Origin of the sequence: Teichococcus aestuarii (assembly GCF_042651065.1) — a bacterium.
In the GTDB taxonomy this organism is placed as follows: Bacteria; Pseudomonadota; Alphaproteobacteria; order Acetobacterales; family Acetobacteraceae; genus Pseudoroseomonas; species Pseudoroseomonas aestuarii.
On the sequence record NZ_JBHSCH010000016.1, the window covers coordinates 43,399 to 68,379 of the forward strand.

The following is a 24,981-nucleotide window of genomic DNA, read 5'->3' on the forward strand; positions in this document are numbered from 1 at the left end:
CACCGCCCCGGCTTCCCCATTCCGCGCCGGGAGGCAGGTCGCGGCCTCCGGATTTTCTTGCGAACCCTTCGCAATTCAAATAGGCATCGCGGCAACACGGAACCACGAGGAACCGCCATGCTCCGCCGGAAGATTCTCGCTGCCCTGTCGGTGCTCGCCCTTGCCGCCCCCGCGGCGGTGCGGGCGCAGAACGCGGGGGAGATCAATCTCTACTCCGCCCGCCACTACGACACCGACCGCGCCCTCTACGACGCCTTCACCCAGGAGACCGGCATCCGCGTCCGGCTGATCGAGGGCCAGGCGGACCAGCTGATCGAGCGCATCCGCAACGAGGGCGCCAACAGCCCGGCCGATGTGTTCCTCACCGTCGATGCCGCCCGCCTCGCCCGCGCCGCCCAGGCCGGCATCCTGGCGCCGCACGGCTCCGCGGTGATCAACGAGCGGGTGCCCGCCGGGCTGCGCGACCCGCAGGGCCTCTGGTTCGCCTTCAGCCAGCGCGCCCGCCTGATCATGTACGACCGCGAGAAGGGCCGCCCCGAGGGGCTCAACCGCTACGAGGATCTGGCCGACCCGCGCTTCAAGGGCATGCTCTGCACGCGCAGCGGCGCGCATCCCTACAACACCAGCCTCGGCGCCTCGGTCCTGATGGCCGACGGGCCGCAGAAGACGGAGGAATGGGCGCGCGGCGTGGTGGCCAACCTTGCCCGCCCCCCGCAGGGCGGCGACCGCGACCAGTTCCGCGCCATCCCCTCCGGCCAGTGCGGCATCGCCATCGCCAACAGCTACTATCTCGGCCAGTACGGCCGCTCCGACAAGCCGGAGGACCAGGCGCTGTTCAAGCGCATCGGCGTCATCTTCCCCAACCAGGGGGAGGGCGACCGCGGCACGCATGTGAACATCTCGGGCGGCGGGCTGGTGAAGTCGGCGCCGAACCGCGCCAATGCCATCCGCTTCCTGGAGTTCATGACGACGCACAAGGCGCAGGAAGCCTTCGCCCTCGGCAACATGGAATATCCAGTGGTGGCCGATACGCCGCTGCACCCGGCTCTGGCCGCCATGGGCAAGTTCCGCGCCGAGCCGGTGAACGCGGCCGGCAATCTCGACAAGACGCCCGAAGCCCTGCAGATCATGCAGCGCGCCGGCTGGAACTGAGGGAAAAGTAACGCGGCCGGGCGAGGGATCTCCCCCCTCCCCTTCCTGTTCCGCTCGATGAACAGGGCGCTCCTTCGGGGGCGCCCTTTTCTTATGGCCAAGCCCAAGGTTGACGGGGCGGGCCTGATCTGTTCCCACCCTGTCGCGCATTCTCCTTGCCAGCGTTCAGGGTCGTCATGTCCGCTTCGCCGCTTCCCCTGTTTTTTTCTCCCCTTCCGCGCTCCCGGCCCGGAGACGCGGCATGACCGGCGGCACGCCCTCCAGGCCCGCGCCCCGGCGGCGCTCCCCCAAGAGCCAGGAGACGGCCGCCGCCAAGGCGCCCCGCCGCCCGAAGGCCGCCACGCCCAAGGGCGGCACCCACCGCAAGCCCAGCCAGCGCCCCGCCCCGCCCGCCGCCCCCAACCCGCTGTGGCGCGAGGTGGCGGATTACGTGGCGGGGGTCGCCATGCTGGGGGCCGCCGCCTGGGGGCTGATGGCCTTCCTCGACGTGCTCTGAGGCGCCCCCCTCTGAGGCGCCGGCCCGCCCGCTGGCGCAACCGGCCGCGCTGCGGCAGGCTGCGGGACGACAACGGGAGAAAAGAGCATCATGGAGATCAGTCTGCGGGGCCGCGCGGCGGTCATCACCGGCGGCAGCAAGGGGCTGGGCCTCGCCATGGCCCGGCGCTTCGCCGCCTCGGGCGCCGATGTCGCCATCCTGGCGCGCGGGCAGGCGGCGCTGGAGGCCGCGGCGGAGGAGATCCGCGCCGCCGCCCGGGAAGCGGGAACACAAGGGCGGGTGGCGACGGTCGCCTGCGACGTCGCCACCGCCGGGGGCATCCAGGCCGGGCATGACGGCGCCATGGCGGCGCTGGGGCGGATCGACATCGTGGTGAACAATGCGGGCATCTCCCGCACCGGCGCCTTCGAGACCGTGACGGATGCCATCTGGCAGGAGGATCTCGACCTCAAGCTGTTCGCCGCCATCCGGCTGACGCGCCTGGTGTGGCCGCAGCTGCGCGAGCGCGGCTGGGGCCGCGTCATCAACGTGCTGAACACCGGCGCCAAGGCACCCCGCGCCGGCAGCGCGCCCACCGCCGTCAGCCGCGCCGCCGGGCTGGCGCTGACCAAGATCCTGGCCGGTGAGGGCGCGCCGCACGGCATCCTGGTCAACGCGCTGCTGGTGGGGCTGATCGAGAGCGACCAGTGGCGCCGCCGCGCCGAAGCCGCCGGCCAGCCGCTGGAGGCGCTGCTGGCCGAGATGGGGCGCGGCGTGCCGCTCGGCCGCGTCGGCCGGGCCGAGGAATTCGCCCAGACCGCCTGCTTCCTCGCCTCCGACGCCGCCTCCTACATCACCGGCACGGCGATCAACGTCGATGGCGGCAGCTGCCCCATCACCTGATACCTGCGGCGCGCGAATCGGCCAGGCTAGATCTGGCGATCTGCCGCCTCCTTCCACAACCACAGCAGACAAAGAAGAATCGCCTGAAACCGCGCGTTGTTATTGCAACGCAAAACAAAAGTGGTTCTCGTGCAAATCTCGGCGATGAACGGGGGAGTATTCTCCCTCCTCCGGCGCCCTCTTGGTGCGCGGCCGCGCAACGGCGGAAGCGCCTGAACCGCCCGCAGGCGTTGCGCCGCAAGGGCCGCTGGGGTTCCCTCCCGGCCACGCACCGCCCTTGCCGCTCGCCCGGCAACCACCGCCCGCCGCCCAAGCTTGCGCTTTCGCCGTCGTTGACCCGGGCGGCCGATCCTGCGGAGAAGCGCGCAGAGGCGGAGGCGAGCCGGCTGCGTGGACGCCGCCCCTGCCCCGCACGGCAAGAGTGAGGAGCGACGCATGCCCCTGCGTGACGGTTATGTTTTCCAGGCCGGCAACACTGATCATGGTACCGAGCTCTGGCGCACCGACGGCACGGCCGAGGGCACGGTCCTTCTGCGCGACATCCGGCCGGGGCCGGCAGGTTCCTTTCCGCTGTCGCTGACCTCCACGCTGAATGGCCGCCTGCTCTTCGCCGCCGATGATGGTACGCATGGCCAGGAGCTGTGGGTGACCGATGGCACCCAGGCGGGCACCACCCTGCTGCGCGACATCCTGCCCGGCGCGGCCAGCGGCTCGCCCTTCGGCTTCTTCACCATGGCCGATGGCAGCGTGCTGTTCAGCGCACAGGGCGAGGATTTCAACGCCGAGCTGTGGCGGAGCGACGGCACCGCCGAGGGCACCCGGCTGCTGAAGGAGCTGGTGCCGGGGACGGTCGGCTCCTTCCCCGGCGCCTTCACGCCCCTGCCCGATGGCCGCGCCGTCTTCACCGCCTATGACCCGGCGGCCGGCGGTCAGCTCTGGATCACCGACGGCACGACCGACGGCACCCGTCCCATCGCCACCACCCCCAATGCCGAAGGCATCTCGGAGCCACTCAGCCTGACCGCGCTGGGCGATGGGCGCATCCTGTTCCAGGGCTCCGGCCCGCTGCCGCAAACCGAGATCTGGGTCACCGACGGGACGGCCGAGGGCACCAGCCGCCTCATCGGCCTGCCGCCCGGTGAGCTTCCCTTTTACGGCAGCCCGGACTTCACGCCGCTCGGCGGCGGCCGGGCCGTGTTCTACGCCGACAACGGCACCGAGGGCCGCGCCCTTTGGGGCACCGATGGCACGCCGGGGGGCACCGGCCTGCTGCGTCAGTTCGGCTCGGGCTACAGCGGCCAGGGGCCGCAGGAGCTGACGGCGCTGGGCAATGGCCGCGCCATCTTCGCCGCCGGCGACGCCGAGCACGGCATCGAGGCCTGGATCACCGATGGCACGGCGGCCGGCACCGGCCTGCTGCGCGACATCATGCCCGGCGCCCAGAGCTCCGCCCCCGCCAATTTCAAGGCCCTGGGCGACGGGCGGATGCTGTTCACCGCGCAGCAGGCGCTGGAGGATTCGGGCGAGTTGTGGGTGACGGACGGCACGGCCGAGGGCACCAGCCTGCTGATCGCCCTGCCCGCCGGCGCCCGCTTCGCCGCCGACATGGTGCCGACCGGAGATGGCGGCGCGCTGTTCTCCGCCGTCACCGAGGAAGCGGGGCGGGAGATGTGGTTCACCGACGGCACCACGGCCGGAACGCGCCTGGTGGCCGACATCGCCCCCGGCAAGGATGGCGCCTTTCCCGGCGGCTTCACCGCCCTGCCCGCGGCCATGACCGTGGACCGGGAGCCGCCGATCCTGGCCTCCGGCTTCGACCCCGCCTTCTACCTGGCGCAGAACCCCGACGTGCTGGCCGCCGGCGCCGATGCGCTGAGCCACTACCAGGCCTTCGGCTGGGCCGAGCGGCGCGATCCCAACACGCTGTTCAGCGTCGAGTACTACCTCAACCAGAACCCCGACGTCGCCGCCGCGGCGGTGGAGCCGCTGGCGCACTACACGACCTCCGGCTGGCGGGAGGGGCGCGACCCCAGCCTGGGCTTCGACAGCGACGCCTATCTGGCGGCGAACCCCGATGTCGCCGCCGCCGGGCTGGAGCCGTTGCTGCACTACCTGCAGTTCGGCCAGGCCGAGGGCCGGGCCATCACCGCCGCCACCCCCCATGCCACCGGGCCGCAGGACCCGCTGGTGGATGCCGGCTTCTACTTTGCCGGCAATGCGGATGTGGCGGCCTCCGGCCAGGACCCCAGCAGCCACTACCATGCCTTCGGCTGGCGCGAGGGCCGCGACCCGAATGCCTTCTTCGACAGCAGCTTCTATCTGGAAGCCAACCCGGATGTGGCGGCGGCCAGAGTAGACCCGTTGCGGCACTACGCCGAGAATGGCTGGCGCGAGGGGCGTGACCCCGGAGCGGCCTTCGGCACGGATGCGTATCTGGCGGCGAACCCCGATGTCACCGCCGCCGGGCTGAACCCGCTGATGCACTACCTCCTGCATGGCGCCGCCGAGGGGCGCGAGGTCTTCCCGGCCTGACAACCCGCGGCCCCGCCGGGACAGGCGGGGCCACGCCGGCGTCCACTGGCCTCCGGAACATGACACGCCTCCGGGGCGTCACAATCCTCCGCCCCCTCGAGGGCGTTTGCACGGCCGGCAGCCGCGCCCCGCTGAGGGTGAAATGTGGCCGCGCTCAGCGAAGTCCAACCTACGCGCTCTCCTCCTGAAGAATAATCACTCTTCGGTTGATGATGAAGAGGGATGACACGCCCTGCGTGCGGATGGTTCCATTTCCTCCCGTAAAAATGTGGCAGCCGCGCCATAGTGGGTGCATCGATCCTAGGCCATTGTTTTCACCGGTATTTTCCTTCGCGGAAGGCGCTGAAACAGGCGTTCGCGCCTCAAGGGGCAGCCTCATCGGCTCCATTTCCGCCAGATTATGGCGCGATCGTGACGCGCCTTGCCGAATTAGGGCTGGAATAAGGCAGCACCTCGCCTTAATTGTGTCCTCATCAAAGGAGGGCAGCCATGATGGACCGTACCAAGATCATCGCCGACACGGCCGCCGATCGTCGCCAGGCCGCCGCCCCGGTTGAGGGCCGCCGCGACGACACCTGGCGCGACGAGGCGCCTGGCCTGTATGCCGCCTGGAATTCCTGGGGCGAGCGCAGCCCCTTCGCGCTGGGCGCCACGGGCCGCTGGTAAGCCCGTCTTCCATCCCCGTTCGTTCCTGAGAGAGCCCGGCCCTGAGCCGGGTTTTTTCATGCCCGCCCGGCTGGGCGCCGACATTCCCGCACAGGCTTCTTCCCGGCGGTGGGTTGCATCCTCCCGCTCGCGCAGGTAGCGGTTCCTGCCCCCTGCCGCGGCCAATGCCGGGCCGGGCCCTGTCCGGAACCCGTCGCGCGGCCTGCCGCGTGGTCCTGGGAAGATGGCACCGCGCTTCAGCCCTCGTGCCCCGCCCGGTGCCTGCCCCGCCGATCCTTGCTGGGAGGACACCGTCATGCGCCTGAACCGGGCGTCGCGAATCATCGCCCTGCTGGCCCTGCTGGGCGGGCTCGGCCCCCTCTCCCCCCAGGCGCGGGCGGTGGAGATCACCATCTCCTGCGGCGCGCTGGGACAGGAGCTGGAACTGTGCCGGGATGGCGCCGAGGCCTGGGCGCGTCAGACAGGCCACACGGTACGCACCGTCTCGGTGCCCAATTCCGCCAGCGAGCGGCTGGCGCTCTACCAGATGATGCTGGCCGGCGGCGCCTCGCAGATCGACATCTACCAGCTCGACGTGGTCTGGCCCGGCATCCTCGCCACCCACTTCATCGACCTGAAGCCGCACAGCCAGGGCGCCGAGGCGGCGCATTTCCCCGCCATCATCGAGAACAACATGGTGGAGGGCCGGCTGATCGCCATGCCGCTCTACACCGATGCCGGCGTGCTGTTCTACCGGAAGGACCTGCTGGAGAAGCACGGCCGCCCCGTCCCCGCCACCTGGGCGGAGATGGAGGAGACGGCGCGCGCCATCCAGGAGGCCGAGCGCGCGGCGGGTGGCAACGGCCTCTGGGGCTACGTGTTCCAGGGCCGCGCCTATGAGGGGCTGACGGTGAACGCCCTGGAATGGGTGGCCAGCTCCGGCGGCGGCACCATCATCGACGACGAGGGCGGCATCACCATCGACAACCCTCGCGCCGCCGAGGCCATCGGCCGCGCCGCCGCCTGGATCGGCCGCATCGCCCCTGAAGGCGCGCTGACCTACACGGAGGAGGAGGCGCGCGGCATCTTCCAGTCCGGCAACGCGGTGTTCATGCGCAACTGGCCCTATGCCTGGGCGCTGGCGCAGGGCGCGGACAGCCCGGTGCGCGGCAAGGTCGGCATCGCCGCCCTGCCGCATGGCGCGCAGGGCGAGCAGACGGGCGTGCTGGGCGGCTGGAACCTCGGCGTTTCGCGCTATTCCCGCCATCCGGAGGAAGCCGCCTCGCTGGTGATGTACCTCACCGGCGCGGCGGAGCAGAAACGCCGCGCCGTGGTGGCCGCCTACAACCCGACCCGCCCGGCGCTCTACGAGGATGCCGAGGTGATCGCCGCCAACCCCTTCTTCCGGGCGCTCTACGGCACCTTCAGCAACGCGGTGGCGCGGCCCTCGCGTGCCACGGGCACCAAGTACAACCGCGTCTCGCACGCCTTCTGGACGCGGGTGCACGCCGTGCTCTCCGGCCGCGAGCAGGCCGCGCCGGCGCTCGGTGAATTGCGGCGCGACCTGCGGCGCCTCAGCCGGCGCGGCTGGTGAGCGGAGGCATGGCCCGCATGAGGGATGACGATCTCGGCCTGGCGAGGCTGCGCGTGCGCGCCGCCTGGCTGTTCCTGGCGCCGACCCTGGCGGTGCTGGCGGTGGTGGCCGGCTGGCCGCTGCTGCGCACCATCTGGTTCAGCTTCACCGATGCCGAGCTGATCGACCTGGAGAACTACCGCTTCATCGGCTTCGCCAACTACCTCGAATACTACGAGGGCGAATGGCTGGGCCTGCTGGCCGACCCCGCATGGTGGCGGGCGGTGTGGCGCACCGTCTGGTTCGCCCTCATCTCCGTCTCGATCGAGGCGGTGCTGGGCATGGTGGTGGCGCTGGCGCTGAATGCGCGCTTCCCGCTGCGCGGGCTGGTGCGCGCGGCCATCCTGATCCCCTGGGCGATCCCCACCATCGTCTCGGCGCGGATGTGGGCCTGGATGCTGAACGACCAGTTCGGTGTCATCAACCACGCGCTCCTCGGCCTCGGCATCATCAGCGCGCCGGTGGCCTGGATGGCCGACCCGGACCTCGCCATGTGGGCGGTGGTGATCGTCGATGTGTGGAAGACCACGCCCTTCGTCGCGCTGCTGATCCTGGCCGCGCTGCAGATGCTGCCCGCCGATTGCTACGAGGCGGCGCGGGTGGATGGCATCCACCCGGTGCGCGTGTTCTTCCGCGTCACGCTGCCGCTGATCCGCCCGGCGCTGATCGTGGCGCTGATCTTCCGCGCGCTGGATTCGCTGCGGGTGTTCGACCTGATCTACGTGCTGACCGCCAACGCCGCCGGCACCCAGTCCATGTCGGTCTATGCCCGGCAGCAGCTGGTCGACTTCCAGGATGTCGGCTACGGCTCGGCGGCCTCCACCCTGCTGTTCCTGGTGATCGCGCTGCTCACCCTCTCGGTGGTGCTGCTGGGGCGGCTGCGGCTCGGCGGGGAGAGCACCCGATGAACGGCCGCGCCCTCCTCGCGCGCGGCGGCTTCGCGCTACTGCTGCTGGCGATCGGCGCCTTCGCGCTGTTCCCCTTCTATCATGCGGTGGTCACCTCCTTCCGCTCCGGCACGGAACTGTTCTCGCCGGCGCTGTGGCCGGAGACTCTGGACCTCTCCAACTACGTGCAGGTCTTCACCCAGCTCAATTTCGGCCGCACCATCCTGAACTCGGTGCTGGTGGCCGCCGCCGTGGTGGGGCTGTCGCTGCTGCTGGCGGTCACGGCGTCCTACGCGCTGGGGCGGGTGCGCTTCCGCGGCCGTGGCGCGCTGATGCTGACCATCCTCGGCGTCTCCATGTTCCCGCAGGTGGCGGTGCTCTCCGGCATGTTCGAGCTGATCCGCGCCCTCGGCCTCTACGACACGCTGCCGGGGCTGATGCTGGCCAACCTCGTGCTCACCCTGCCCTTCACCGTGTGGGTGCTCACCACCTTCATGCGCGAGCTGCCGAAGGAGCTGGAGGAGGCCGCCTATGCCGATGGCGCCTCGCCGCTCACCGTCATCCGCCGGGTGTTCCTGCCGCTGCTGTGGCCGGCCATGGCGCCCACCGCGCTGCTGGCCTTCATCGTCTCCTGGAACGAGTTCCTCTTCGCCTTCACCTTCACCCTCTCGGCCGAGACGCGCACCGTGCCCGTCGCCATCGCGCTGCTCAGCGGCGGCAGCCGGCAGGAACTGCCCTGGGGGCTGGTGATGGCCGCCTCCGTAATCGTCACCATCCCCGTGGTGCTGCTCGTGCTGGCCTTCCAGCGCAAGATCGTCTCGGGCCTCACCGCCGGCGCGGTGAAGGGATGACCAGCACAGAAGGATCCCCCCGCATGGCCTCCGTGGAGCTGCGCAACGTCCAGAAGCGCTTCGACCGCACGACGGTGATCCGCGATGTCGACCTCAGCATCGGCGATGGCGAGTTCTGCGTCTTCGTCGGCCCCTCGGGCTGCGGCAAATCCACCCTGCTGCGGCTGGTGGCGGGGCTGGAGAGCGTCAGCGCCGGCTCCATCCACATCGGCGGCGAGGACGTGACGGCGAAGCCGCCGCGCGAGCGGGGCATCGCCATGGTGTTCCAGTCCTATGCGCTCTACCCGCACATGACGGTGCACCAGAACATCGCCTTCGGGCTGGAGATGGGCCGCGCCCGCCGCGCCGAGATCGACGCCAAGGTGCGCGCCGTGGCGGAGACGCTGGAGCTGACGCCGCTGCTGGACCGCCTGCCGAAGCAGCTCTCCGGCGGCCAGCGGCAGCGGGTGGCGATCGGCCGCGCCATCGTGCGGGAGCCGCAGGTGTTCCTGTTCGACGAGCCGCTCTCCAACCTCGACGCCAGCCTGCGGGTGCAGATGCGCATCGAGATCGCCCGGCTGCACCAGTCGATGCGCAGCACCATGATCTACGTGACGCACGACCAGGTGGAGGCGATGACGCTCGCCGACCGCATCGTGGTGCTGAATGCCGGGCGCATCGAGCAGACGGGCGCGCCGGTGGAGCTGTACCGGCACCCGCGCAACCTCTTCGTCGCCGGCTTCATCGGCAGCACGCGCATGAACTTTCTGCCCGTCCGCGCGGAGGGAAGCGCGGCGGGGGTGGTCACGGTCGGCCTGCCGGGCGGGGCGCGGCTCGACGTGCCGGTGGCCGGCGCCGGCGCGCGGCCGGGCGAGGCGCTGACGCTGGGCATCCGCCCCGAGCATGTGCGGCTGGAGGGCGAGGGTGCCGCCCTCGCCGGCCCCGTCGAGGTGGTGGAGGAGTTGGGCGACGAGCAGCTCGCCTATCTGCGCGCGCCGGACGGCACGCTGCTGACGGCGCGCATCCCCGAAGGCGCGCGGCTGCGCGAGGGCCAGCCGGGGCGCTTCCACCTGCCGCCCGCCGCCTGCCACCTGTTCCGCGAGGACGGCACCGCCCTGCCTCGCCGCGACTGAAGGCTGGCCCGAGGGGTAGACGGAGCGCCGCCCCTGGCCGATCCTCTCCGCAGAGCGCCGCAACGAACGGCGTGGAACGGGAGAGACAGACCATGACCCTACGTCGCAGCCTGCTGCGCGCCACCCTGGCCGTGCCGGCGGCCGCCGCCCTCTGCACCCCGGCCCTGGCGCAGGGCCTCGCGGGCCAGCGCCCGATCCGGCTGATCGTGCCCTACCCGCCCGGCGGCTCCACCGACGTGATCAGCCGCCTCTACGCGGAGCGCATGAGCGCCTCGCTCGGCCAGCCGGTGGTGGTGGAGAACCGCGCCGGCGCCAGCGGCAATCTCGGCACCGACACCGTGGCCAAGGCGGCGCCGGACGGGCTGACCATCGGCGCCGTCACCGCCAGCATCATGGCCATCAACCAGTTCCTGTTCCGCAGCATGCCCTTCGACACGGAGAAGGACCTGGTGCCGATCGGCCTGGCCTGGGAGACGCCGAACGTGGCCGTCCTCTCGCCAGACAAGAATCCGTCGAAGACCCTGGCCGAGTTCATCGACTGGGCGAAGAAGAAGCCGGACGGCATCACCTATGGCTCCACCGGCATCGGCCAGACCACCCACCTCTCCAGCAGCATGCTGTTCAGCCGCACGGGGGTGAAGGCCACGCATGTGCCCTATCGCGGCGCGGCGCAGACGGTGCCCGCCCTGCTGGCCGGCGACGTGGACATCGCGCTCGACAACCTCGCCTCGCATATCGGGCTGATCCAGGAAGGGCGGATGCGCGGGCTGGCGGTGACGGGCGCCACGCGCTGGCCCACCCTGCCGAACATCCCCACCATGGCGGAAGCCGGCATTCCGGATTTCGTCATCACCGTGTGGGGCGCCTTCGTGGCGCCGGCCGGCACGCCGCCCGCCATCATCGAGCGGCTGAACGGCGCCATGCGTCAGGTGGCGCAGGACGAGGCGATGCAGAAGCGCTTCATCCAGGGCGGCGCGCTGGCACTCTCCAGCACCGCCGAGGAAGCCGCCGCCCGTGCCAACCGCGAGCGGCCGATGTGGAAGCAGGTGGTGCAGGCCTCCGGGGCGCGAGCGGATTGAGAATCTTCTTTTTCTGAAGAAAAAGAAGCAAAAAGACTTTGTTCGTTTGGCGCTGCACCCTTGCTGGTGGCGCAGCGCCTCAAAGAACCTTCCTCATAACTCCAGCCAGGGCAGTTCCGAGGCTGGGCGCGCGAGGTCAGGGTTCTGCGCGATCATCCGTGCCCAGACGCGGCGGGTGACGGCCTCGGCCTCCTCCAGCAGGGCCGGCTCGTCCACCGTCAGGATTTTGCGGTCGCGCAGGACGAAGGCGCCATCCACCATCACCGAGTGCACCGCGCCCGGATGGCCATAATGCACGATGTTGGAAACGAGGCGGATCACCGGCCGCAGCGCCGGGGTGTTCAGGTCGAGGAAGGTCAGGTCCGCCTTCCAGCCCGGCGCGATGCGGCCGATCTCATGGCCCGCGCCGACGCTCGCCGCCGCGTCGCGCGTCACCGCGTCGAGGATGGCATCGGGGCCGGGGAGCACGCCGCCCTCTTCCGCGCGGCCGCGCCCCGTGCGGTGCAGGATGGAGCCGATGGTCATGGCCTGGAACATGTCCTCGGTCATGTTGTCGGTGCCGAAGGCGACGCGCACGCCGGCATCGCGGATCGGGCCGAGCAGCGCGCGGTGCATGCCCCGGCGGCGGGAGATGCTGGCCGGCGTGTGCGCCATGGTGACGCCGCGCGCCGCCAGGGTCTCGATGTCCTGCCGCGTGCAGAAGGTCCAGTGCGCGGCGGTGAGGTCGGGGCCGAGGAAGCCCTCGCGGTCGAGATAGCCGGCCGAGCTGGTGCCACGCGCCGCCTGCACCGCCTTCTCCTCGCCGGGGCTCTGCGAGAGGTGAACGGTGCGCGTCAGCCCGTGCTTCGCCGCCAGGTCGAGCAGGCTGCGCAGCATGGCGGGGGAGCAGTTGTCCGGCGCGTGGGCGGCCACCTGGCAGCGCACGCGGTCGCCATGGCTGCCGTGCAGCGCCTCGATCATGGCTTCCGCGCGCTCCAGGAACTGCGCGCCGAAGGCCGGGTCCTCGCGGTAGTCGCCATGGCGGATGCGGCGGGTGTCGATATCGGCGCAGCTCTCGGAGAGCCAGAGGCGCAGCCCCGTGGAAGCCATCGCCTTGCCATAGGACAGCACGTGGCGGAACGGATCGACCAGCGTGGTGCTGCCGCTGCGGATGGCCTCGACGCAGCCGAGCATAGCCATCACGGCCCGCTCCTCGTCGGTCATGGTGTAGGAGATGGGCGACATGTAGCCGTAGATCATGTCGCCCTCCCAGTCCTCCACCGAGCCGCGCAGGGCGGTGAGCACGGTGTGGGTGTGGGCGTTGACCAGCCCCGGCAGCACGGCGAGGCCGCGCGCGTCGAAGCGCTCCACCTCGGGATGCGCCGCCTCCAGCGCCTCGGTCGGCCCGAGGGCCTCGATGCGGTTGCCCCGGACCAGGATGGCGTGCCGCCCCAGGACCCGCCTTTCCTCATCGCAGGTGACGATGGCGGCGTTGGTGACGAGCAGGTCCATGGCGGGGTTCCAAAAACTGATGGCGGGGTCCGGGGTGACCCTGTCACCCCGGCGGGGGTTGCAGGGGGCGGCGCCCCCTGCCCTTACGGCTGCCCCGCGTCGACCGACACGCGGCTGATCGCCTGCGCCGCGATCCCGTGCTTCTTCAGGATCTCGCCATAGGTGCCGTTGTCGATCAGCCGCTGGAGCGAGGCGGCGATGGCGTCGCGCAGCGTGGTGGCGTCCTTTGGGAAGGCAAGGCCCGAGAGGTTGTCGGTGATGGGCTTGCCGACCGCCGCCCAGTTCTCCGGCTCGGTGCGCTGGAGGTGGGCGACGAACTCGGCGCCGAGGATGGCGCCCTGGGTGCGTTCCTGCCGCAGGTCGGTGCGGGAGGCGGTGGCGCCGTTGCTGCCCACCACCTGCATGGGCGGCTTGCCGGCGGCCACGCAGGCTTTCTCGCTCCAGGCCTGCCCGGAGGGGAAGTAGTTGGTGAAGCGCGGCGTGGAGACGGATCTGCCGCAGAAATCCGTCGCCTCGCGGATCGAGGCGGCGAGCGCGCGGGTGGTGAAGAGCTGCCCGCCGGTGGTGATGTAGTCGACGAAGGTGAGCTTCTCGCGTCGCGCCGGCAGGTCGGTCATCGAGGTGCCGCTGAAGTCGATGCGGCCGGTGGTCAGCGAGTTGATGATCTGCTCGAAGGACATCTCCTCCCAGCGGATTTCCACGCCCAGGTCCCGCCCGATGGCGGTGACCAGATCGACATTGACGCCGCGCCGCTCGTTGGTGGCGGGGTCCTTGTAGGCCATCGGCGGATAGGTGGCCTCGATGCCGACGCGGAGCGCGCCGGCGGCGCGGATGGCCTCCGGCAGCGGGGCACTCTGCGCGAAGGCGGGGGCCGCCCCCGCCAGCGCCCCCGTCAACGCCAGGGCCAGGCCCGCCGCCAGGATACGCTTGAAGGAATTCATGCGAAGTCTCCGGAGTGGGGGTCTGCCGTGGGGCTGGCGAAAGCGTGGTGGCGAGGAGGCCGGTTCAGCCGGCCTTCTGCTCGCAGGCGGTGAAATGCGCGGCGATCTCCTCGCCGGTCGTGATCCAGACATCGCCGCAGCCCTGCGCGTATTGCAGGAACTCGCGCAGCAGGCGCAGCCGCATCGGGCGGCCGCTGCATTGCGGGTGCAGCACGGTGGTCACCATGCCGCCCCAGTCACGGATCTCGTCCAGCTCGTCTTTCCACATGGAGAAGACGGCCTCGCGCGGCTGGATGGTGTGGCGGCTGTAGCGCTGCGAGAGGCCCAGCAGCCAGTCGTCGTAGCTGGCTGTGACGGGCAGCTCGACGAGACCCGGCGTGCCATCGGCCAGCAGGTGGCGGTAGGGCCGCACATCGTCGCGGAAGGAGGAGGTGTAGAGCAGGCCGCGCGCCTTCAGCAGGACGCGCAGCTCCTCGCAGAACTCGCCGGAGGGGGCGCGGTAGCCCTTGGGCACCACGCCGAGCCGGCGCTTCAGGGTCTCCAGGCCGCGATCCACCTCCTCCACCAGCATCGGGTCGCCCGGCTGCGGCATGAGGTGGTGGAAGCCGTGGTGGCCGATCTCGTGGCCATCCTTCAGGATGGCCTCGCACATGGCGGGATGCGCCTCGACCGACCAGCCGGTGATGAAGAAGGTGGCCTTCAGCCCGAGGCGGCGCAGCATCTCCAGCAGCTTCGGCGTGCCGACGCGCGCCTCGTAGCCGCCGAAGGACATGGTCACCAGCTCGCCGTAGCGGGCGGGGTCCTTGGCGGTCCAGGCGCTCTCGGCATCGACGTCGAAGGAGAGGAACATCGCCGCCGCCTGGGCCCCCGGCCAGGGGTATTCGGGGGCCAGCGGCGCGCGGTTGGCCGGCAGCAGCGGCAGGGCGTCGAGCCCTGCCTTCAGCCCGGCGTCACTCGCCGCCATTGATCTGCACCTCGGGGATCTTCGAGGGCGAAAGCTGCCACTTCTCGGCCAGCTTCGCGTAGGTGCCGTCCGCCATCAGGCCGCGCAGCCCCTCGGCCAGCGCCTGCTGGAGCTGGGTCTCCTCCTTGCCGGTGGCGATGCCCATCAGCGTGTAGCGCACCGGCTCGCCCACCGGCGCGTAGGTGTTGGGCTCGAGGCCCATGATGTAGGGCAGCGTCTCGCCGCCCTGCATGGCGGCGTCGATGCGGCCCTGGCGGAGCTGGGTGCGCGCATCGGCCGAGCCCTCGGTCGGCACGTACTCGATGGCCGGCTTGCCCTTGCCCACGCAGTTGGCGTCGCTGAAGCCCTTGATGTCGTTGGGCAGCGCCGTGCGGCGGCTGGCGCCCACCCGCTTGCCGCAGAGCGCCTCGGCGTTCGGGAACTCGGCGGCGCGGCTGGCCTGGGTGAAGAACTGGCTGCCCGAGCGCAGATAGTCGATGAAGGTCGCCGTCTCCTGGCGGGACTTCAGGTCGGACATGCCGGAGAGGATGATGTCCACCCGCCCGGTGCGCACCGAGGCCAGCATCTGGTCGAAGCTGGTCTCCTGCCACTGCATCTTCACGCCCAGCTTCTCGGCCAGGGCGTTGCCCAGCTCCACGTCGAAGCCGGTGAGCTGGTTGGTCTGCGGGTCGCGCATCTCGAGCGGCGGGTAGTTCGGCACGATGGCGGCGATGATGGCGCCGCGCGACTTGATGCGCGCGGGCAGCTCGGCGGCTTGCGCCGCCACGGGAAGGGCCAGCACGGTCGCGGCCAGCAGAAGCTTCTTGAACATGCGCTCTGTTCCTTCAGGCGATGACGGCGGAGAGGAAGGCCTTGAGGCGGGCTTCCCTCGGGTTGCCCAGCACCTCAGCGGCCGGGCCGGATTCGACGATGGCGCCACGGTCCATGAACACGACGCGGTCCGCAACCTCGCGGGCGAAGCCCAGCTCGTGCGTCACCACGATCATGGTCATGCCGGACGCAGCGAGTTCCTTCATCACCGCCAGCACCTCGCCCACCAGCTCGGGGTCGAGGGCGCTGGTCGGCTCGTCGAACAGCATCAGCCTGGGCTTCATGGCCAGGGCGCGGGCGATGGCGACGCGCTGCTGCTGCCCGCCCGAGAGGTTGGCCGGGTAGGCGCCGGCCTTGTCGGCCAGGCCGACGCGGGCCAGCAGCGCCTCGGCCTCGCGCACCGCCTCGGCGCGGTTGCGCCCCTGCACCTGCACCGGCCCCTCGATGATGTTCTCGAGCGCCGTCATGTGCGGGAAGAGGTTGAAGCGCTGGAACACCATGCCGGTGGCCAGCCGCTGCCGCGCGATCTCCTTCTCCGGCAGGGCGTGCAGCCGCGTGCCCTCGATGCGCCAGCCGGTCAGCGCGCCATCGACCCAGATGGCGCCGCTGTCGATGGTGACGAGCTGGTTGACGCAGCGCAGCAGCGTGGTCTTGCCGGAGCCGGAAGCGCCGATGATGCACAGCACCTCGCCGGCCTGGACATCGAGCGAGACGCCGTCCAGCGCCTGGAAGTCGCCGAACTTCTTGCGGACATCGACGATGGAGACGAGGGGCGGGCTCATCGGGTGCCTCCGGTGCCGCGGGCGAAGCGGCGCTCCAGCAGCATCTGCAAGGGCGTCAGGACCGAGACGATGATCAGGTACCACAACGCGGCCACGATCAGCAGCTCGATGACGCGGGAATTGGCGTAGTAGATGTTCTGCGCCGCGTGCAGGATCTCGGCGAACTGGATGACGCTGGCCAGCGAGGTCAGCTTCACCATGCCGATGAACTCGTTGCCGAGCGGCGGGATCACCACCTTCATCGCCTGCGGGAAGATGATGCGGCGCAGCGCCCTGAGCCGCGTCATGCCGATCGCCTTCGCCGCCTCGTACTGCCCGGCATCGACCGAGAGCATGCCGGCGCGGATCACCTCGGAGGTGTAGGCGCCCTGGTTGATGCCGAGGCCGAGCAGCGCGGCGAGCGCCGGCGTCATCACGTCCACCGTGCGGACCGAGAACTCGCCGAAGCCGAGGCGCGGGAAGATCAGCGCCAGGTTGAACCAGAGCAGCAGCTGCAGGATGACCGGCGTGCCGCGGAACAGCCACGTGTAGCCCATGGCCACGCCCTGCAGCACCGGGTTGGGCGACATCCGCATCACCGCGGTGACGACGCCGAGCGCGATGCCGAGCGCCATGGCGCCGAAGGTCATCCACAGCGTGTTGTACAGCCCGGCCATGATGGCGGGCGCCGTGAAGAAGCTGCCGACGAAGCGCCACTCGATGTCGCCCACCGCGAAGGCGCGGGCAAGCCCGGCCAGCAGCAGCACGATGACCGCCACCGCCGCCCAGCGCCCCCAGTGGCGGTTGGGGACATGGGTGTAGTGGGCGATGTCGGGCAGCGTGGAGGGGGGCCGTCCCTGCGCCATCGGCCTCAGCCCGCCTTGCGGGCGGGCGGCACGGCGCCGGTGCGGCTGGTGATCAGCCCGTACATCTCCGGCCGGCGGTGCTGGGCGAAGTTGAACATCTTCTCCTTGCCTTGGGCGCAGAGGTCGAGGTCGCAATCGGCGACCACCACCTCGTCGCCCAGCGTCTTCGCCTCGGCGACGATGCGGCCATTGGGGTCGACGATGCAGGAGCCGCCGATCAGGCCGGAGCCATCCTCATCCCCCGCCTTGGCCACGGCCACCGCCCAGGCGGCGTTCATGTAGGCGTTGGACTGGGCGGCGAGCTGCGAATGGAAGGTGCGCAGCCCGGCATCCTCGGTGTTGCCGCCATTCGGGTCATAGGCGGCGGAGTTGTAGCCGACCAGCAGCATCTCCAGCCCCTGAAGGCCATAGACGCGCCAGGCCTCCGGCCAGCGGCGGTCGTTGCAGACCAGCATCCCCAGCACCGGCGCGCCCCAGGAATCGGGGCCGTGGAAGGCGGGGAAGCCCAGGTCGCCATACTCGAAATAGCGCTTCTCCAGCTGCTGGAAGCGCGAGCCCTCGCGCGGCTCCACCGAGCCGGGAAGGTGCACCTTGCGGTACTTCTCCAGGATGGCGCCATCCGGCCCGACGGTGACGGCGCTGTTGAAGCGCTTGCCATCGGCCGTGCGCTCCGCGTAGCCGACATAGAAGCCGATGCCGAGTTCGCGGGCGCGGTCGAACAGCGGCTGGGTGTCCGGGCCCGGCAGCGCGCTCTCGAAATACGCCTCCAGCTCCGCCTCGCTCAGCAGCCAGCGCGGGAAGAAGGTGGTGAAGGCCAGCTCGGGGAAGACCACCAGCTGGGCGCCCTGGGCGGCGGACTGCTCCAGCAGGGCGATCATCCGGGCCAGGATCTGGGCGCGGCTGTCGGCGCGCTGGTTGGGGCCCATCTGGGCGGCGGCGACGCGCAGGATACGGGGCATCGGGAACCTCATCCGGGGGGCCGCGAAGCGGCGATGAGCGGCATCGTCGCACGCTTTTAAGGCAGCGCAATTACCCGGATTATGATGAATCGCGCCAATCTATTTATCCTGGTTATACACTGCCCAAACCATGACCTTGCGCCAGCTCGAGATCCTCCGCGCCGTCATCCGGCACCAGACCACCATGGCGGCGGCCCGGCTGCTCGGCATGTCGCAGCCCGCCGTCAGCAACGCGGTGAAGCAGCTGGAGGCGCAGCTCGGCTTCCCGCTGTTCGAGCGCGTCAACAACCGCCTCTTCCCCACCGAGGCGGCGCGGGTGATCCATGCCGAATCCGAGCCGCTCTTCGCCCAGCACGCGGCGCTGGAGGCACGGCTGCGCGCGCTGCGGCAGGACAAGCGGGGCCGGCTGCGGCTGCTCTCCACCCCGCCGCTGGGGCACGGGGTGGTGCCGCGGGCGATGCGGCGGATGCTGGCGCGGCAGCCCGGGCTGCGCATCACCTTCGACGTGCGGCGGCTGGACGAGGTGGTGGAAGGGGTGGAAGGCGGCGATGCGGAGCTGGGCTTCGGCCTCAGCCTGGAGGAGCGGCCGGGACTCTCCACGCGCCTGCTGGCCGAGGCGCGCATGGTCTGCGTCTGCCCGCCGGACCACCCGCTGGCGCGCGAAAGCCTGGTGACCCCGGGCCTGCTGCGCGCCTGGCCGCTGATCGCGCTGGAAGGCGGCACGCGCATGGGCCGCGCGGTGCGGGCCGCCTTCCAGGGCGCGCGGGAGCCCTTCTCCGCCGCCGTCGAGGTGCGCTACGCGGACACCGCCTGCGCCATGGCGGAAGCCGGCGTGGGCGTGGCGGTGGTCGATCCCTTTTCCGCCCGCAGCCGCCACCGCCCCCTGGCCGTGCTGCCCTTCGAGCCGGCGGTCCCGGCCCGGGCCCTCGCCTTCTGGGCGGTGGGCCTGCCGCTTTCCCAGACGGCGCAGGGGCTGTTGCAGGAGCTTCACGCCATGCTGGGAAATACCGGTGACGGCGCCGCCGGTTAATAGTTCGTTCAGCGAATTGCTCAACACTCATCCACCGGGCGCCCTGCTCTCCCTTCGCCGGCGCCGGCAACAGGATGATGCCGTGCAGTACAGCTCCGCCCTGCCTCTGCTGCAGCGCCTGCGCATCCGGACCCGGCGCCGCCACTCCCTGGAACTCCCGCCGCGGAGCGCCGACGAGACGAGCCCGCTGCTGAGCCTGATGCTGGCCCTGGCCGCCCTGGCGGCGCTGGCGGTGGCCCTGGTGCCGCCAGCCAGCTACCTGTTGGCCTTGCAGGCGCACGAGGCCGGCCGGCTGGAGACGCGGGCCGGCTATCTGGCCAACGAGCTGGCCCGCCGCTCCTGGCTGATCGAGCAGGAGGATCATCGCGGCGCGCTTGGCATCCTGCGCCAGAATGCCAGCCCATCCATGGCCGCGGAGCATGTGCGCCTGCTGCAGGCGAATGGCAGCCTGCTGGCGGAGGTCACGCCGCTGGAGCCGCTGGCGCGCCCTCTCCTGACCCGGCGTGCCGCCGTGCCGAGGGATTCCGGGCCGCAGGCCGAGGTGGAGGTGACGCGCTCGCTGCGCCCGGCCCTGCAAAAGGCGGCGCTGCTGCTGCTGCTCTGCCTGCTGCTCGGCGGCATGATCTTCGTCCTGCTGCGCCTGCTGCCGATGTGGATGCTGCGGCAGGCCCTCGGCCACGCCTCCTACCTCGCCACGCATGACACCCTCACCGGCCTTTCCAACCGCCTGGCCTTCCAGGACCGGCTGAGCCACGCGCTGCTGGCGGCGCACCGGGAAGGCAGGGTGGTGGCGCTGCTGGTCATCGACCTCGACGACTTCAAGGAGGTCAACGATACCCATGGCCATGCCGCCGGCGACAGGCTGCTGCGGGAGGTGGCGCAGCGTATGGGCCAGGGGATGCGCGCCAGCGACACCCTGGCCCGGATCGGCGGCGACGAATTCGCCATCATCCAGACCGCCGGCCATCAGCCGCAGGCGGCCGAGGGGCTGGCGCGCCGCCTGCTCACTCTGATGAACGAGCCCATCATGCTGGAAGGCCGGGCCCGTCCGGTGCGGCTCAGCATCGGCATCGCCCTCAGCCGGGCCGGCGGCGCGACCGAGCCGGCGCAGCTGGTGCACGACGCCGACATGGCCATGTACCAGGCGAAGCAGTCACGCGCGGGCGGCTATCACTTCCACTCGCCCGCGCTGAGCCGCAAGCTGCGGGAGCGCCGCCTGCTGGAACAGGATCTGCGGCAGGCGCATGCGCAGCAGCAGTTCCGCCTCGACTACCAGCCCCTCGTCTACCTTGGCAGCGGGCAGGTCTCGGGCGGCGAGGCCCTGCTGCGCTGGCACCGCCCCGGCCACGGCAACATGCCGCCAGACCTGTTCATCCCCCTCCTGGAGGAAACCGGGCTGATCGTGCCGGTCGGGGCCTGGGTGCTGGAGACCGCCTGCCGCGAGGCCGCCCGCTGGCCGGCGCGGATGAGCGTGGCGGTGAACGTCTCCACCATCCAGTTCCGCAAGCCAGGCCTCTGCGAGGCGGTGGAGGGTGCCCTGCGCTCCTCCGGCCTGCCCGCCCACCGGCTGGAGCTGGAGATCACCGAAAGCGTGCTGCTGCACGACACGCCGGAAACTCTGGCCACCCTGCAGCGGCTGCGGGAGATCGGCGTCCGCATTGCCATGGACGATTTCGGCACCGGCTATTCCAGCCTGAGCTACCTGCACCACTTCGCCTTCGACAAGATCAAGATCGACCGCAGCTTCGTGCAGCGCATGGCGCAGGATCCGAACGCCAAGGCCGTGATCCGCGCCGTGGTGAACATCAGCCAGACCCTCGGCATCCGCGCCCTGGCCGAGGGGGTGGAGAATGCCGAGCAGGCGGAGCTGCTGCGGCAGGAGGGCTGCGCCGAGGTGCAGGGCTACCTCTTCGGCCGGCCGATGCCGCCGGAGCAGTTCGCCGCCCTGCATGCCCGGCTCCGCCGCCCCGCCTGAGCGGCCGGAGGAGAGGCAGGAAGGTTGACGCGGGGCGCCGATCTGGCGCACAGCCCCACGGCTTCCCCCTACGCTTTCCCATAACCAGCCCCGATAAGGCAGAGTGATGACCGAACTGGCCTTCCACAACAGCGCCACGCGCCGGCGGGAGATCTTCGCCCCGCTCGACCCGCAGCATGTGCGCCTCTATGTGTGTGGGCCCACGGTCTATGACCTGGCGCATCTGGGCAATGCGCGTCCCGTCGTGGTGTTCGACGTGCTGACGCGGCTGCTGCGCCGGCGCTACCCGCGCGTCACCTATGTCCGCAACATCACGGATGTGGACGACAAGATCAACGCGCGCGCCCAGGAGAGCGGCGAGCCGATCTCGGCCATCACCGCCCGCACCACCGCCGATTTCCACCGGGACATGGCCTCGCTGGGCTGCCTGCCGCCCGATGAGGAGCCGCGCGCCACCGACAACATCGACCGCATGGTGGCGCTGATCGAGCGGCTGATCGCCAACGGCCATGCCTATGCGGCGGAAGGGCACGTGCTGTTCTCCGTCTCCAGCTATCCCGGCTACGGGGCGCTGTCCGGCCGCTCCACCGAGGAGATGCTGGCCGGCGCCCGCGTGGAAGTGGCCCCCTACAAGCGCGAGCCGGGCGATTTCGTGCTGTGGAAGCCCTCCACCGGCGACCTGCCGGGCTGGGACAGCCCCTGGGGCCGCGGCCGCCCGGGCTGGCACATCGAGTGCTCCGCCATGTCCTGGCGCTATCTCGGCACGGAGTTCGACATCCATGGCGGCGGGCACGACCTGCTCTTCCCGCACCACGAGAACGAGCTGGCGCAGTCGGTCTGCGCCTTCCCCGGCAGCCGCTTCGCGAAATACTGGCTGCACAACGGCATGCTGCTCGTCGATGGCGAGAAGATGTCGAAGTCGCTCGGAAATTTCCGCACGGTGCGGGACATCCTGGAGCGCGGCGCCTGGGCCGGCGAGGCGTTCCGCCTGCTGCTGCTCAAGACCCACTACCGCGCCGCGCTGGACTACACCGCGGAACGGCTCGACGAGGCTCGCGCCGAGCTGGACGATTTCTACGCCCTCCTCGCCCGCGACCTGCCCGCCCCGGAAGAGGACGACGCGCTGGTGGCCGAGATGGCCGAATGGGCGCTCGAACCCCTGGCAGACGATCTGAACACCCCGCTGGCCATCACCCGCCTGCGCGACCTGCGCACGCTGGAGAATGTGGCGACGGTGGGCGGCTCGGCCACCAACCTGCTCGCGCGCATCGGGCGGAACTGGCAGCCGGGCTCCGGCCAGGCGGCGGCGGCGCTGCGGGCGGCGGCGAAGGTGCTGGGCCTGCTCGGCACCGACCCGCAGGCCTGGCGCCAGGGCGGCGCGGCGGACGACACGGCGGCGATCGAGGCCGCCATCGCCGCCCGCCTCGCCGCGCGCCGCGCGAAGGACTGGGCGGAGGCGGACCGCATCCGCGCCGCCCTCGCTGCCCAAGGGGTGGTGCTGGAGGATGGGCCCGGCGGCACCACCTGGCGCCGCGCCTGAGTCTCAGGCGCCGCGGCGGGCCGGCCGCGGCGGCGCCAGCCGCTCGCGCAGCCGGAACAGCGCCCGCAGCGCCAGCGCCCCCGCCCCGGCAACGCCGACCCACAGCGCCGGGCGCAGGCCGAAATCGATGTCGAGATTGGCCTGCAGCACCGGCAGCGGCGGCACGCCCGTGGCCACCGCGTACCAGCCCGCCTCGACCAGCGCGGTGCCGAGCGCAGCACCCAGCGCCAGCAGCGCCAGCCGCCCCAGCCCTGGCGCGCCGCCCTTCGGCGCCAGCAGCCGGTAGCCCAGCAGCCAGAGCAGCAGCCCGGCCATCAGCACCGCCTCAGTCACGTCGATCTTGGATTGCAGGGCGAAATGCACCACCGCCAGCGCCGCCAGGGCATAGACCACCCGGTGCAGCGCCTGCCAGCGCCGCCCGCCCAGGCGCCGCACCCAGCCATCGGTGGAGGTGACGCCCAGCACCGCCAGCCCCAGCAGCGCCACGAAGCCGATGGTGAGGTAGATGCGCAGCACGATCTCGCTCGCCAGCTTCGGCAGGTCCCATTTCAGCTCGGCGGCGTAGAGCACCAGGTGCAGCAGCGCATAGGCCAGCGCCCCCAGCCCCACCATGCGCCGCACCAGCATGATCCGCGGCCAGCGGAACAGTTGCCGCAGCGGCGTCACCAGCAGGGAGAGCCACAGGATGCGCACGGCCCACAGCCCGGTGGTGTGAATCGCCTCCATGATCGGCCGTCCGCCGAGCGCGCCCTGCGCCGCCTGCGCCGCCAGCCACAGCCCGGGCAGGAACAGCGCCGCCAGCACCGCCACCTTCAGCGGCGAGAAGGCCCCTTGGCGGTCCTGCCAGGGCGGGGAGAAGGCGGGGGCGAGGCTGCTCATGCGGGCTCCGGCGCTGCGATGCCGGCAGCATGTGGGCATGGCCGGGCACGCCGCCAGCCTGCGGCGGTGTATCGGCCTGTCACGGAGTGCCACGCGCCGCGCCAGCGGGCTTGATCGGCGCGCCTCTTGCCTTCCCATGGGGGGAAGCCCCCATCTCTGCGGCAGGATTTCCTGCCGGAGTGACCCAGCCGATGCCCCGCCTTTCCCTCCTCCTGCCCGCCCTGGCCGCGCTGCTCGCCGCCGGCCCCATCCTCACCGCCCCCGCCCTGGCGCAGCACGCCCACCAGCATGGTGCCGCCGCCGCCCCTGCCCCTGCCCCGGCGGACTCGCCCGCCACCGCCGCGCTCAAGGCGGCGAACGCGAAGATGCACAAGGACATGGACATCCAGTACAGCGGCGACCCGGACAAGGATTTCGCCCGCGCCATGATCCCGCACCACCAGGGTGCCATCGACATGGCCCGGGTGCAGCTGCAATACGGCAAGGACCCGGTGCTGCGCCGGCTGGCCGAGGAGATCATCCAGGAGCAGGGTCGGGAGATCGCCCTGCTGCGCACGATGGTGGACCCGCCGCGCCGCTGATCGGCCCTTTCGCGGCGGGCCGTGGGCGGCTATCGGGGGCGCCCTGTGCGCGAAGCGCGCGAGACCCGAAGGATGACCCGCCCATGACCGGCCGCGACGGTGGCGCCGACCTGAAGCCCATGCCGGGCGAGAGCCCGATCATCGTGCTGGTGCGCCCGCAGCTGGCCGAGAACATCGGCAGCACGGCGCGCGCCATGGCCAATGGCGGGCTGTTCCACCTGCGCCTCGTCGCCCCGCGCGACGGCTGGCCGCAGGAGCGGGCCTGGTTCGTCTCCTCCGGCGCGCAGCGCATCCTGGACGCCGCCACGGTGCACGAGACGGTGGCCGACGCGGTGGCCGATTGCCACCGCGTCTTCGCCACCTGCCCCAGGCCGCGCCACGTCGTCATCCCGGTCCGCACGGCACGCGGCGCGGCGGAGGAGCTGGTGGAGATCTGCCAGGGCCGCGCCCTACGCAGCGCCGTGCTGTTCGGCCCCGAGCGCGCGGGCCTCGAGAATGACGACATGGCCTGTGCCGACACGCTGGTGCGCTACCCGCTGAACCCGGAGCACATGTCGCTCAACCTGGCGCAGGCGGTGATGATCCTGGCCTATGAGTGGTGGAACGCGGCGGTGGACCGCACGCCGCCCCGCCAGCTGATGACCAACGAGACCCGCGTGGCCACCAAGGGCGAGCTGGAGGGCTTCCTCGGCCGGCTGACGGCCGAACTGGATGCCTGCGGCTTCCTCGACAATTTGCCGAAGCGCCCCGGCATGGTGCGCAACCTGCGCCACTGGTTCCAGCGCGGCGAGGTGACGGAGCAGGAGCTGCGCACCCTGCACGGCGTGGTCACGGAACTCTCGCGCGGGCGGATGCAGCGCGGCCGCCCGGCCGAGCAGGACCCGCCGCTGCCCTGGGCCGGGGCGGAATAGGGCC

Annotated in this window: 23 protein-coding genes; 15 read left to right on the forward strand and 8 right to left on the reverse strand. The window is 71.1% G+C overall.

Annotation, left to right across the window (positions count from 1 at the left end; all coding sequences use genetic code 11):
• Window positions 1-117: 117 nt before the first annotated feature.
• The 10 genes from ACFOY6_RS08980 (at window position 118) to ACFOY6_RS09025 (ending at window position 11,269) form a co-directional block, all read left to right on the forward strand.
• Complete coding sequence (locus ACFOY6_RS08980) at window positions 118-1,152, forward strand: extracellular solute-binding protein (protein WP_379650232.1); 1,035 nt, start codon at window positions 118-120, stop codon at window positions 1,150-1,152.
• Window positions 1,153-1,393: 241 nt separating this feature from the next.
• A complete protein-coding gene (locus tag ACFOY6_RS08985) occupies window positions 1,394-1,648 on the forward strand; it encodes a hypothetical protein (protein WP_379634693.1) in 255 nt (84 codons plus the stop codon).
• A 90-nt stretch (window positions 1,649-1,738) separates the two neighbouring features.
• Window positions 1,739-2,530 carry an SDR family oxidoreductase gene (locus tag ACFOY6_RS08990; RefSeq protein ID WP_379634695.1) on the forward strand — a complete coding sequence of 264 codons (792 nt, stop codon included), beginning with the start codon at window positions 1,739-1,741 and terminating at the stop codon, window positions 2,528-2,530.
• 435 nt (window positions 2,531-2,965) lie between these two features.
• Window positions 2,966-5,062: an ELWxxDGT repeat protein gene (locus ACFOY6_RS08995; RefSeq protein WP_379650234.1), complete on the forward strand. Its 2,097-nt coding sequence runs from the start codon at window positions 2,966-2,968 to the stop codon at window positions 5,060-5,062.
• Between the two features lie 489 nt (window positions 5,063-5,551).
• The gene (locus ACFOY6_RS09000) at window positions 5,552-5,728 is read left to right on the forward strand and encodes a hypothetical protein (RefSeq protein WP_181377961.1); all 177 of its coding nucleotides are present in this window, start codon (window positions 5,552-5,554) and stop codon (window positions 5,726-5,728) included.
• Window positions 5,729-6,023: 295 nt separating this feature from the next.
• On the forward strand, window positions 6,024-7,301 hold the full coding sequence (locus ACFOY6_RS09005) for an ABC transporter substrate-binding protein (protein WP_379650236.1): 1,278 nt from the start codon (window positions 6,024-6,026) through the stop codon (window positions 7,299-7,301).
• 17 nt (window positions 7,302-7,318) lie between these two features.
• The gene (locus tag ACFOY6_RS09010) at window positions 7,319-8,248 is read left to right on the forward strand and encodes a carbohydrate ABC transporter permease (RefSeq protein ID WP_379650238.1); all 930 of its coding nucleotides are present in this window, start codon (window positions 7,319-7,321) and stop codon (window positions 8,246-8,248) included.
• Window positions 8,245-9,078, forward strand: a complete 834-nt coding sequence (locus ACFOY6_RS09015) for a carbohydrate ABC transporter permease (RefSeq protein WP_109515219.1) — start codon at window positions 8,245-8,247, stop codon at window positions 9,076-9,078. The genes ACFOY6_RS09010 and ACFOY6_RS09015 overlap by 4 nt, the downstream gene beginning before the upstream one ends.
• Before the next feature lie 23 nt (window positions 9,079-9,101).
• On the forward strand, window positions 9,102-10,190 hold the full coding sequence (locus tag ACFOY6_RS09020; protein ID WP_379650240.1) for an ABC transporter ATP-binding protein: 1,089 nt from the start codon (window positions 9,102-9,104) through the stop codon (window positions 10,188-10,190).
• A 92-nt stretch (window positions 10,191-10,282) separates the two neighbouring features.
• A complete protein-coding gene (locus ACFOY6_RS09025) occupies window positions 10,283-11,269 on the forward strand; it encodes a Bug family tripartite tricarboxylate transporter substrate binding protein (protein ID WP_379650242.1) in 987 nt (328 codons plus the stop codon).
• Between the two features lie 93 nt (window positions 11,270-11,362).
• Here the strand turns inward: ACFOY6_RS09025 and ACFOY6_RS09030 are convergent, their stop codons facing one another.
• From ACFOY6_RS09030 to ACFOY6_RS09060, 7 genes are all read right to left on the reverse strand, one after another.
• The gene (locus ACFOY6_RS09030) at window positions 11,363-12,760 is read right to left on the reverse strand and encodes an amidohydrolase family protein (RefSeq protein WP_109515216.1); all 1,398 of its coding nucleotides are present in this window, start codon (window positions 12,758-12,760) and stop codon (window positions 11,363-11,365) included.
• Between the two features lie 83 nt (window positions 12,761-12,843).
• Entirely contained in the window at window positions 12,844-13,701 is an 858-nt protein-coding gene (locus ACFOY6_RS09035) for a transporter substrate-binding domain-containing protein (RefSeq protein WP_379650244.1), read from the reverse strand.
• Between the two features lie 64 nt (window positions 13,702-13,765).
• Window positions 13,766-14,665 (reverse strand): polysaccharide deacetylase family protein, encoded by a 900-nt coding sequence (locus tag ACFOY6_RS09040; protein ID WP_379650246.1) that lies wholly within the window; start codon window positions 14,663-14,665, stop codon window positions 13,766-13,768.
• A complete protein-coding gene (locus tag ACFOY6_RS09045; protein ID WP_379634715.1) occupies window positions 14,652-15,476 on the reverse strand; it encodes an ABC transporter substrate-binding protein in 825 nt (274 codons plus the stop codon). Before ACFOY6_RS09045 ends, ACFOY6_RS09040 begins: the two co-directional genes overlap by 14 nt.
• 13 nt (window positions 15,477-15,489) lie before the next feature.
• Window positions 15,490-16,257 carry an amino acid ABC transporter ATP-binding protein gene (locus ACFOY6_RS09050; RefSeq protein ID WP_109515212.1) on the reverse strand — a complete coding sequence of 256 codons (768 nt, stop codon included), beginning with the start codon at window positions 16,255-16,257 and terminating at the stop codon, window positions 15,490-15,492.
• Window positions 16,254-17,102: an amino acid ABC transporter permease gene (locus tag ACFOY6_RS09055; protein ID WP_109515211.1), complete on the reverse strand. Its 849-nt coding sequence runs from the start codon at window positions 17,100-17,102 to the stop codon at window positions 16,254-16,256. Before ACFOY6_RS09055 ends, ACFOY6_RS09050 begins: the two co-directional genes overlap by 4 nt.
• A gap of 5 nt (window positions 17,103-17,107) precedes the next feature.
• The gene (locus tag ACFOY6_RS09060; protein WP_379634719.1) at window positions 17,108-18,061 is read right to left on the reverse strand and encodes an N-carbamoyl-D-amino-acid hydrolase; all 954 of its coding nucleotides are present in this window, start codon (window positions 18,059-18,061) and stop codon (window positions 17,108-17,110) included.
• 130 nt (window positions 18,062-18,191) lie between these two features.
• On the opposite strand from ACFOY6_RS09060, the gene ACFOY6_RS09065 reads away from it, so the two are divergent.
• The 3 genes from ACFOY6_RS09065 (at window position 18,192) to cysS (ending at window position 22,606) form a co-directional block, all read left to right on the forward strand.
• Window positions 18,192-19,091: a LysR family transcriptional regulator gene (locus ACFOY6_RS09065; RefSeq protein ID WP_379650250.1), complete on the forward strand. Its 900-nt coding sequence runs from the start codon at window positions 18,192-18,194 to the stop codon at window positions 19,089-19,091.
• A gap of 82 nt (window positions 19,092-19,173) precedes the next feature.
• Window positions 19,174-21,066: a putative bifunctional diguanylate cyclase/phosphodiesterase gene (locus ACFOY6_RS09070; protein WP_379650252.1), complete on the forward strand. Its 1,893-nt coding sequence runs from the start codon at window positions 19,174-19,176 to the stop codon at window positions 21,064-21,066.
• Between the two features lie 106 nt (window positions 21,067-21,172).
• Window positions 21,173-22,606 (forward strand): cysteine--tRNA ligase, encoded by a 1,434-nt coding sequence (gene cysS / locus ACFOY6_RS09075; protein ID WP_379650254.1) that lies wholly within the window; start codon window positions 21,173-21,175, stop codon window positions 22,604-22,606.
• Between the two features lie 3 nt (window positions 22,607-22,609).
• Here the strand turns inward: cysS and ACFOY6_RS09080 are convergent, their stop codons facing one another.
• A complete protein-coding gene (locus ACFOY6_RS09080) occupies window positions 22,610-23,485 on the reverse strand; it encodes a protein-methionine-sulfoxide reductase heme-binding subunit MsrQ (protein WP_379650256.1) in 876 nt (291 codons plus the stop codon).
• A 191-nt stretch (window positions 23,486-23,676) separates the two neighbouring features.
• On the opposite strand from ACFOY6_RS09080, the gene copM reads away from it, so the two are divergent.
• Both copM and ACFOY6_RS09090 read left to right on the forward strand, forming a co-directional pair.
• Window positions 23,677-24,066 (forward strand): CopM family metallochaperone, encoded by a 390-nt coding sequence (gene copM, locus ACFOY6_RS09085; RefSeq protein WP_379634729.1) that lies wholly within the window; start codon window positions 23,677-23,679, stop codon window positions 24,064-24,066.
• Window positions 24,067-24,149: 83 nt separating this feature from the next.
• Window positions 24,150-24,977 (forward strand): RNA methyltransferase, encoded by an 828-nt coding sequence (locus ACFOY6_RS09090; RefSeq protein WP_379634731.1) that lies wholly within the window; start codon window positions 24,150-24,152, stop codon window positions 24,975-24,977.
• Window positions 24,978-24,981 lie beyond the last annotated feature (4 nt).

Bases quoted from the DNA above. Each gene is read 5' to 3' on its own strand.
- ACFOY6_RS08980 (WP_379650232.1), top strand. From the start codon at position 118: ATGCTCCGCCGGAAGATTCTCGCTGCCCTGTCGGTGCTCGCCCTTGCC.
- ACFOY6_RS08985 (WP_379634693.1), top strand. From the start codon at position 1,394: ATGACCGGCGGCACGCCCTCCAGGCCCGCGCCCCGGCGGCGCTCCCCC.
- ACFOY6_RS08990 (WP_379634695.1), top strand. From the start codon at position 1,739: ATGGAGATCAGTCTGCGGGGCCGCGCGGCGGTCATCACCGGCGGCAGC.
- ACFOY6_RS08995 (WP_379650234.1), top strand. From the start codon at position 2,966: ATGCCCCTGCGTGACGGTTATGTTTTCCAGGCCGGCAACACTGATCAT.
- ACFOY6_RS09000 (WP_181377961.1), top strand. From the start codon at position 5,552: ATGATGGACCGTACCAAGATCATCGCCGACACGGCCGCCGATCGTCGC.
- ACFOY6_RS09005 (WP_379650236.1), top strand. From the start codon at position 6,024: ATGCGCCTGAACCGGGCGTCGCGAATCATCGCCCTGCTGGCCCTGCTG.
- ACFOY6_RS09010 (WP_379650238.1), top strand. From the start codon at position 7,319: ATGAGGGATGACGATCTCGGCCTGGCGAGGCTGCGCGTGCGCGCCGCC.
- ACFOY6_RS09015 (WP_109515219.1), top strand. From the start codon at position 8,245: ATGAACGGCCGCGCCCTCCTCGCGCGCGGCGGCTTCGCGCTACTGCTG.
- ACFOY6_RS09020 (WP_379650240.1), top strand. From the start codon at position 9,102: ATGGCCTCCGTGGAGCTGCGCAACGTCCAGAAGCGCTTCGACCGCACG.
- ACFOY6_RS09025 (WP_379650242.1), top strand. From the start codon at position 10,283: ATGACCCTACGTCGCAGCCTGCTGCGCGCCACCCTGGCCGTGCCGGCG.
- ACFOY6_RS09030 (WP_109515216.1), bottom strand. From the start codon at position 12,760: ATGGACCTGCTCGTCACCAACGCCGCCATCGTCACCTGCGATGAGGAA.
- ACFOY6_RS09035 (WP_379650244.1), bottom strand. From the start codon at position 13,701: ATGAATTCCTTCAAGCGTATCCTGGCGGCGGGCCTGGCCCTGGCGTTG.
- ACFOY6_RS09040 (WP_379650246.1), bottom strand. From the start codon at position 14,665: ATGGCGGCGAGTGACGCCGGGCTGAAGGCAGGGCTCGACGCCCTGCCG.
- ACFOY6_RS09045 (WP_379634715.1), bottom strand. From the start codon at position 15,476: ATGTTCAAGAAGCTTCTGCTGGCCGCGACCGTGCTGGCCCTTCCCGTG.
- ACFOY6_RS09050 (WP_109515212.1), bottom strand. From the start codon at position 16,257: ATGAGCCCGCCCCTCGTCTCCATCGTCGATGTCCGCAAGAAGTTCGGC.
- ACFOY6_RS09055 (WP_109515211.1), bottom strand. From the start codon at position 17,102: ATGGCGCAGGGACGGCCCCCCTCCACGCTGCCCGACATCGCCCACTAC.
- ACFOY6_RS09060 (WP_379634719.1), bottom strand. From the start codon at position 18,061: ATGCCCCGTATCCTGCGCGTCGCCGCCGCCCAGATGGGCCCCAACCAG.
- ACFOY6_RS09065 (WP_379650250.1), top strand. From the start codon at position 18,192: ATGACCTTGCGCCAGCTCGAGATCCTCCGCGCCGTCATCCGGCACCAG.
- cysS (WP_379650254.1), top strand. From the start codon at position 21,173: ATGACCGAACTGGCCTTCCACAACAGCGCCACGCGCCGGCGGGAGATC.
- ACFOY6_RS09080 (WP_379650256.1), bottom strand. From the start codon at position 23,485: ATGAGCAGCCTCGCCCCCGCCTTCTCCCCGCCCTGGCAGGACCGCCAA.
- copM (WP_379634729.1), top strand. From the start codon at position 23,677: ATGCCCCGCCTTTCCCTCCTCCTGCCCGCCCTGGCCGCGCTGCTCGCC.
- ACFOY6_RS09090 (WP_379634731.1), top strand. From the start codon at position 24,150: ATGACCGGCCGCGACGGTGGCGCCGACCTGAAGCCCATGCCGGGCGAG.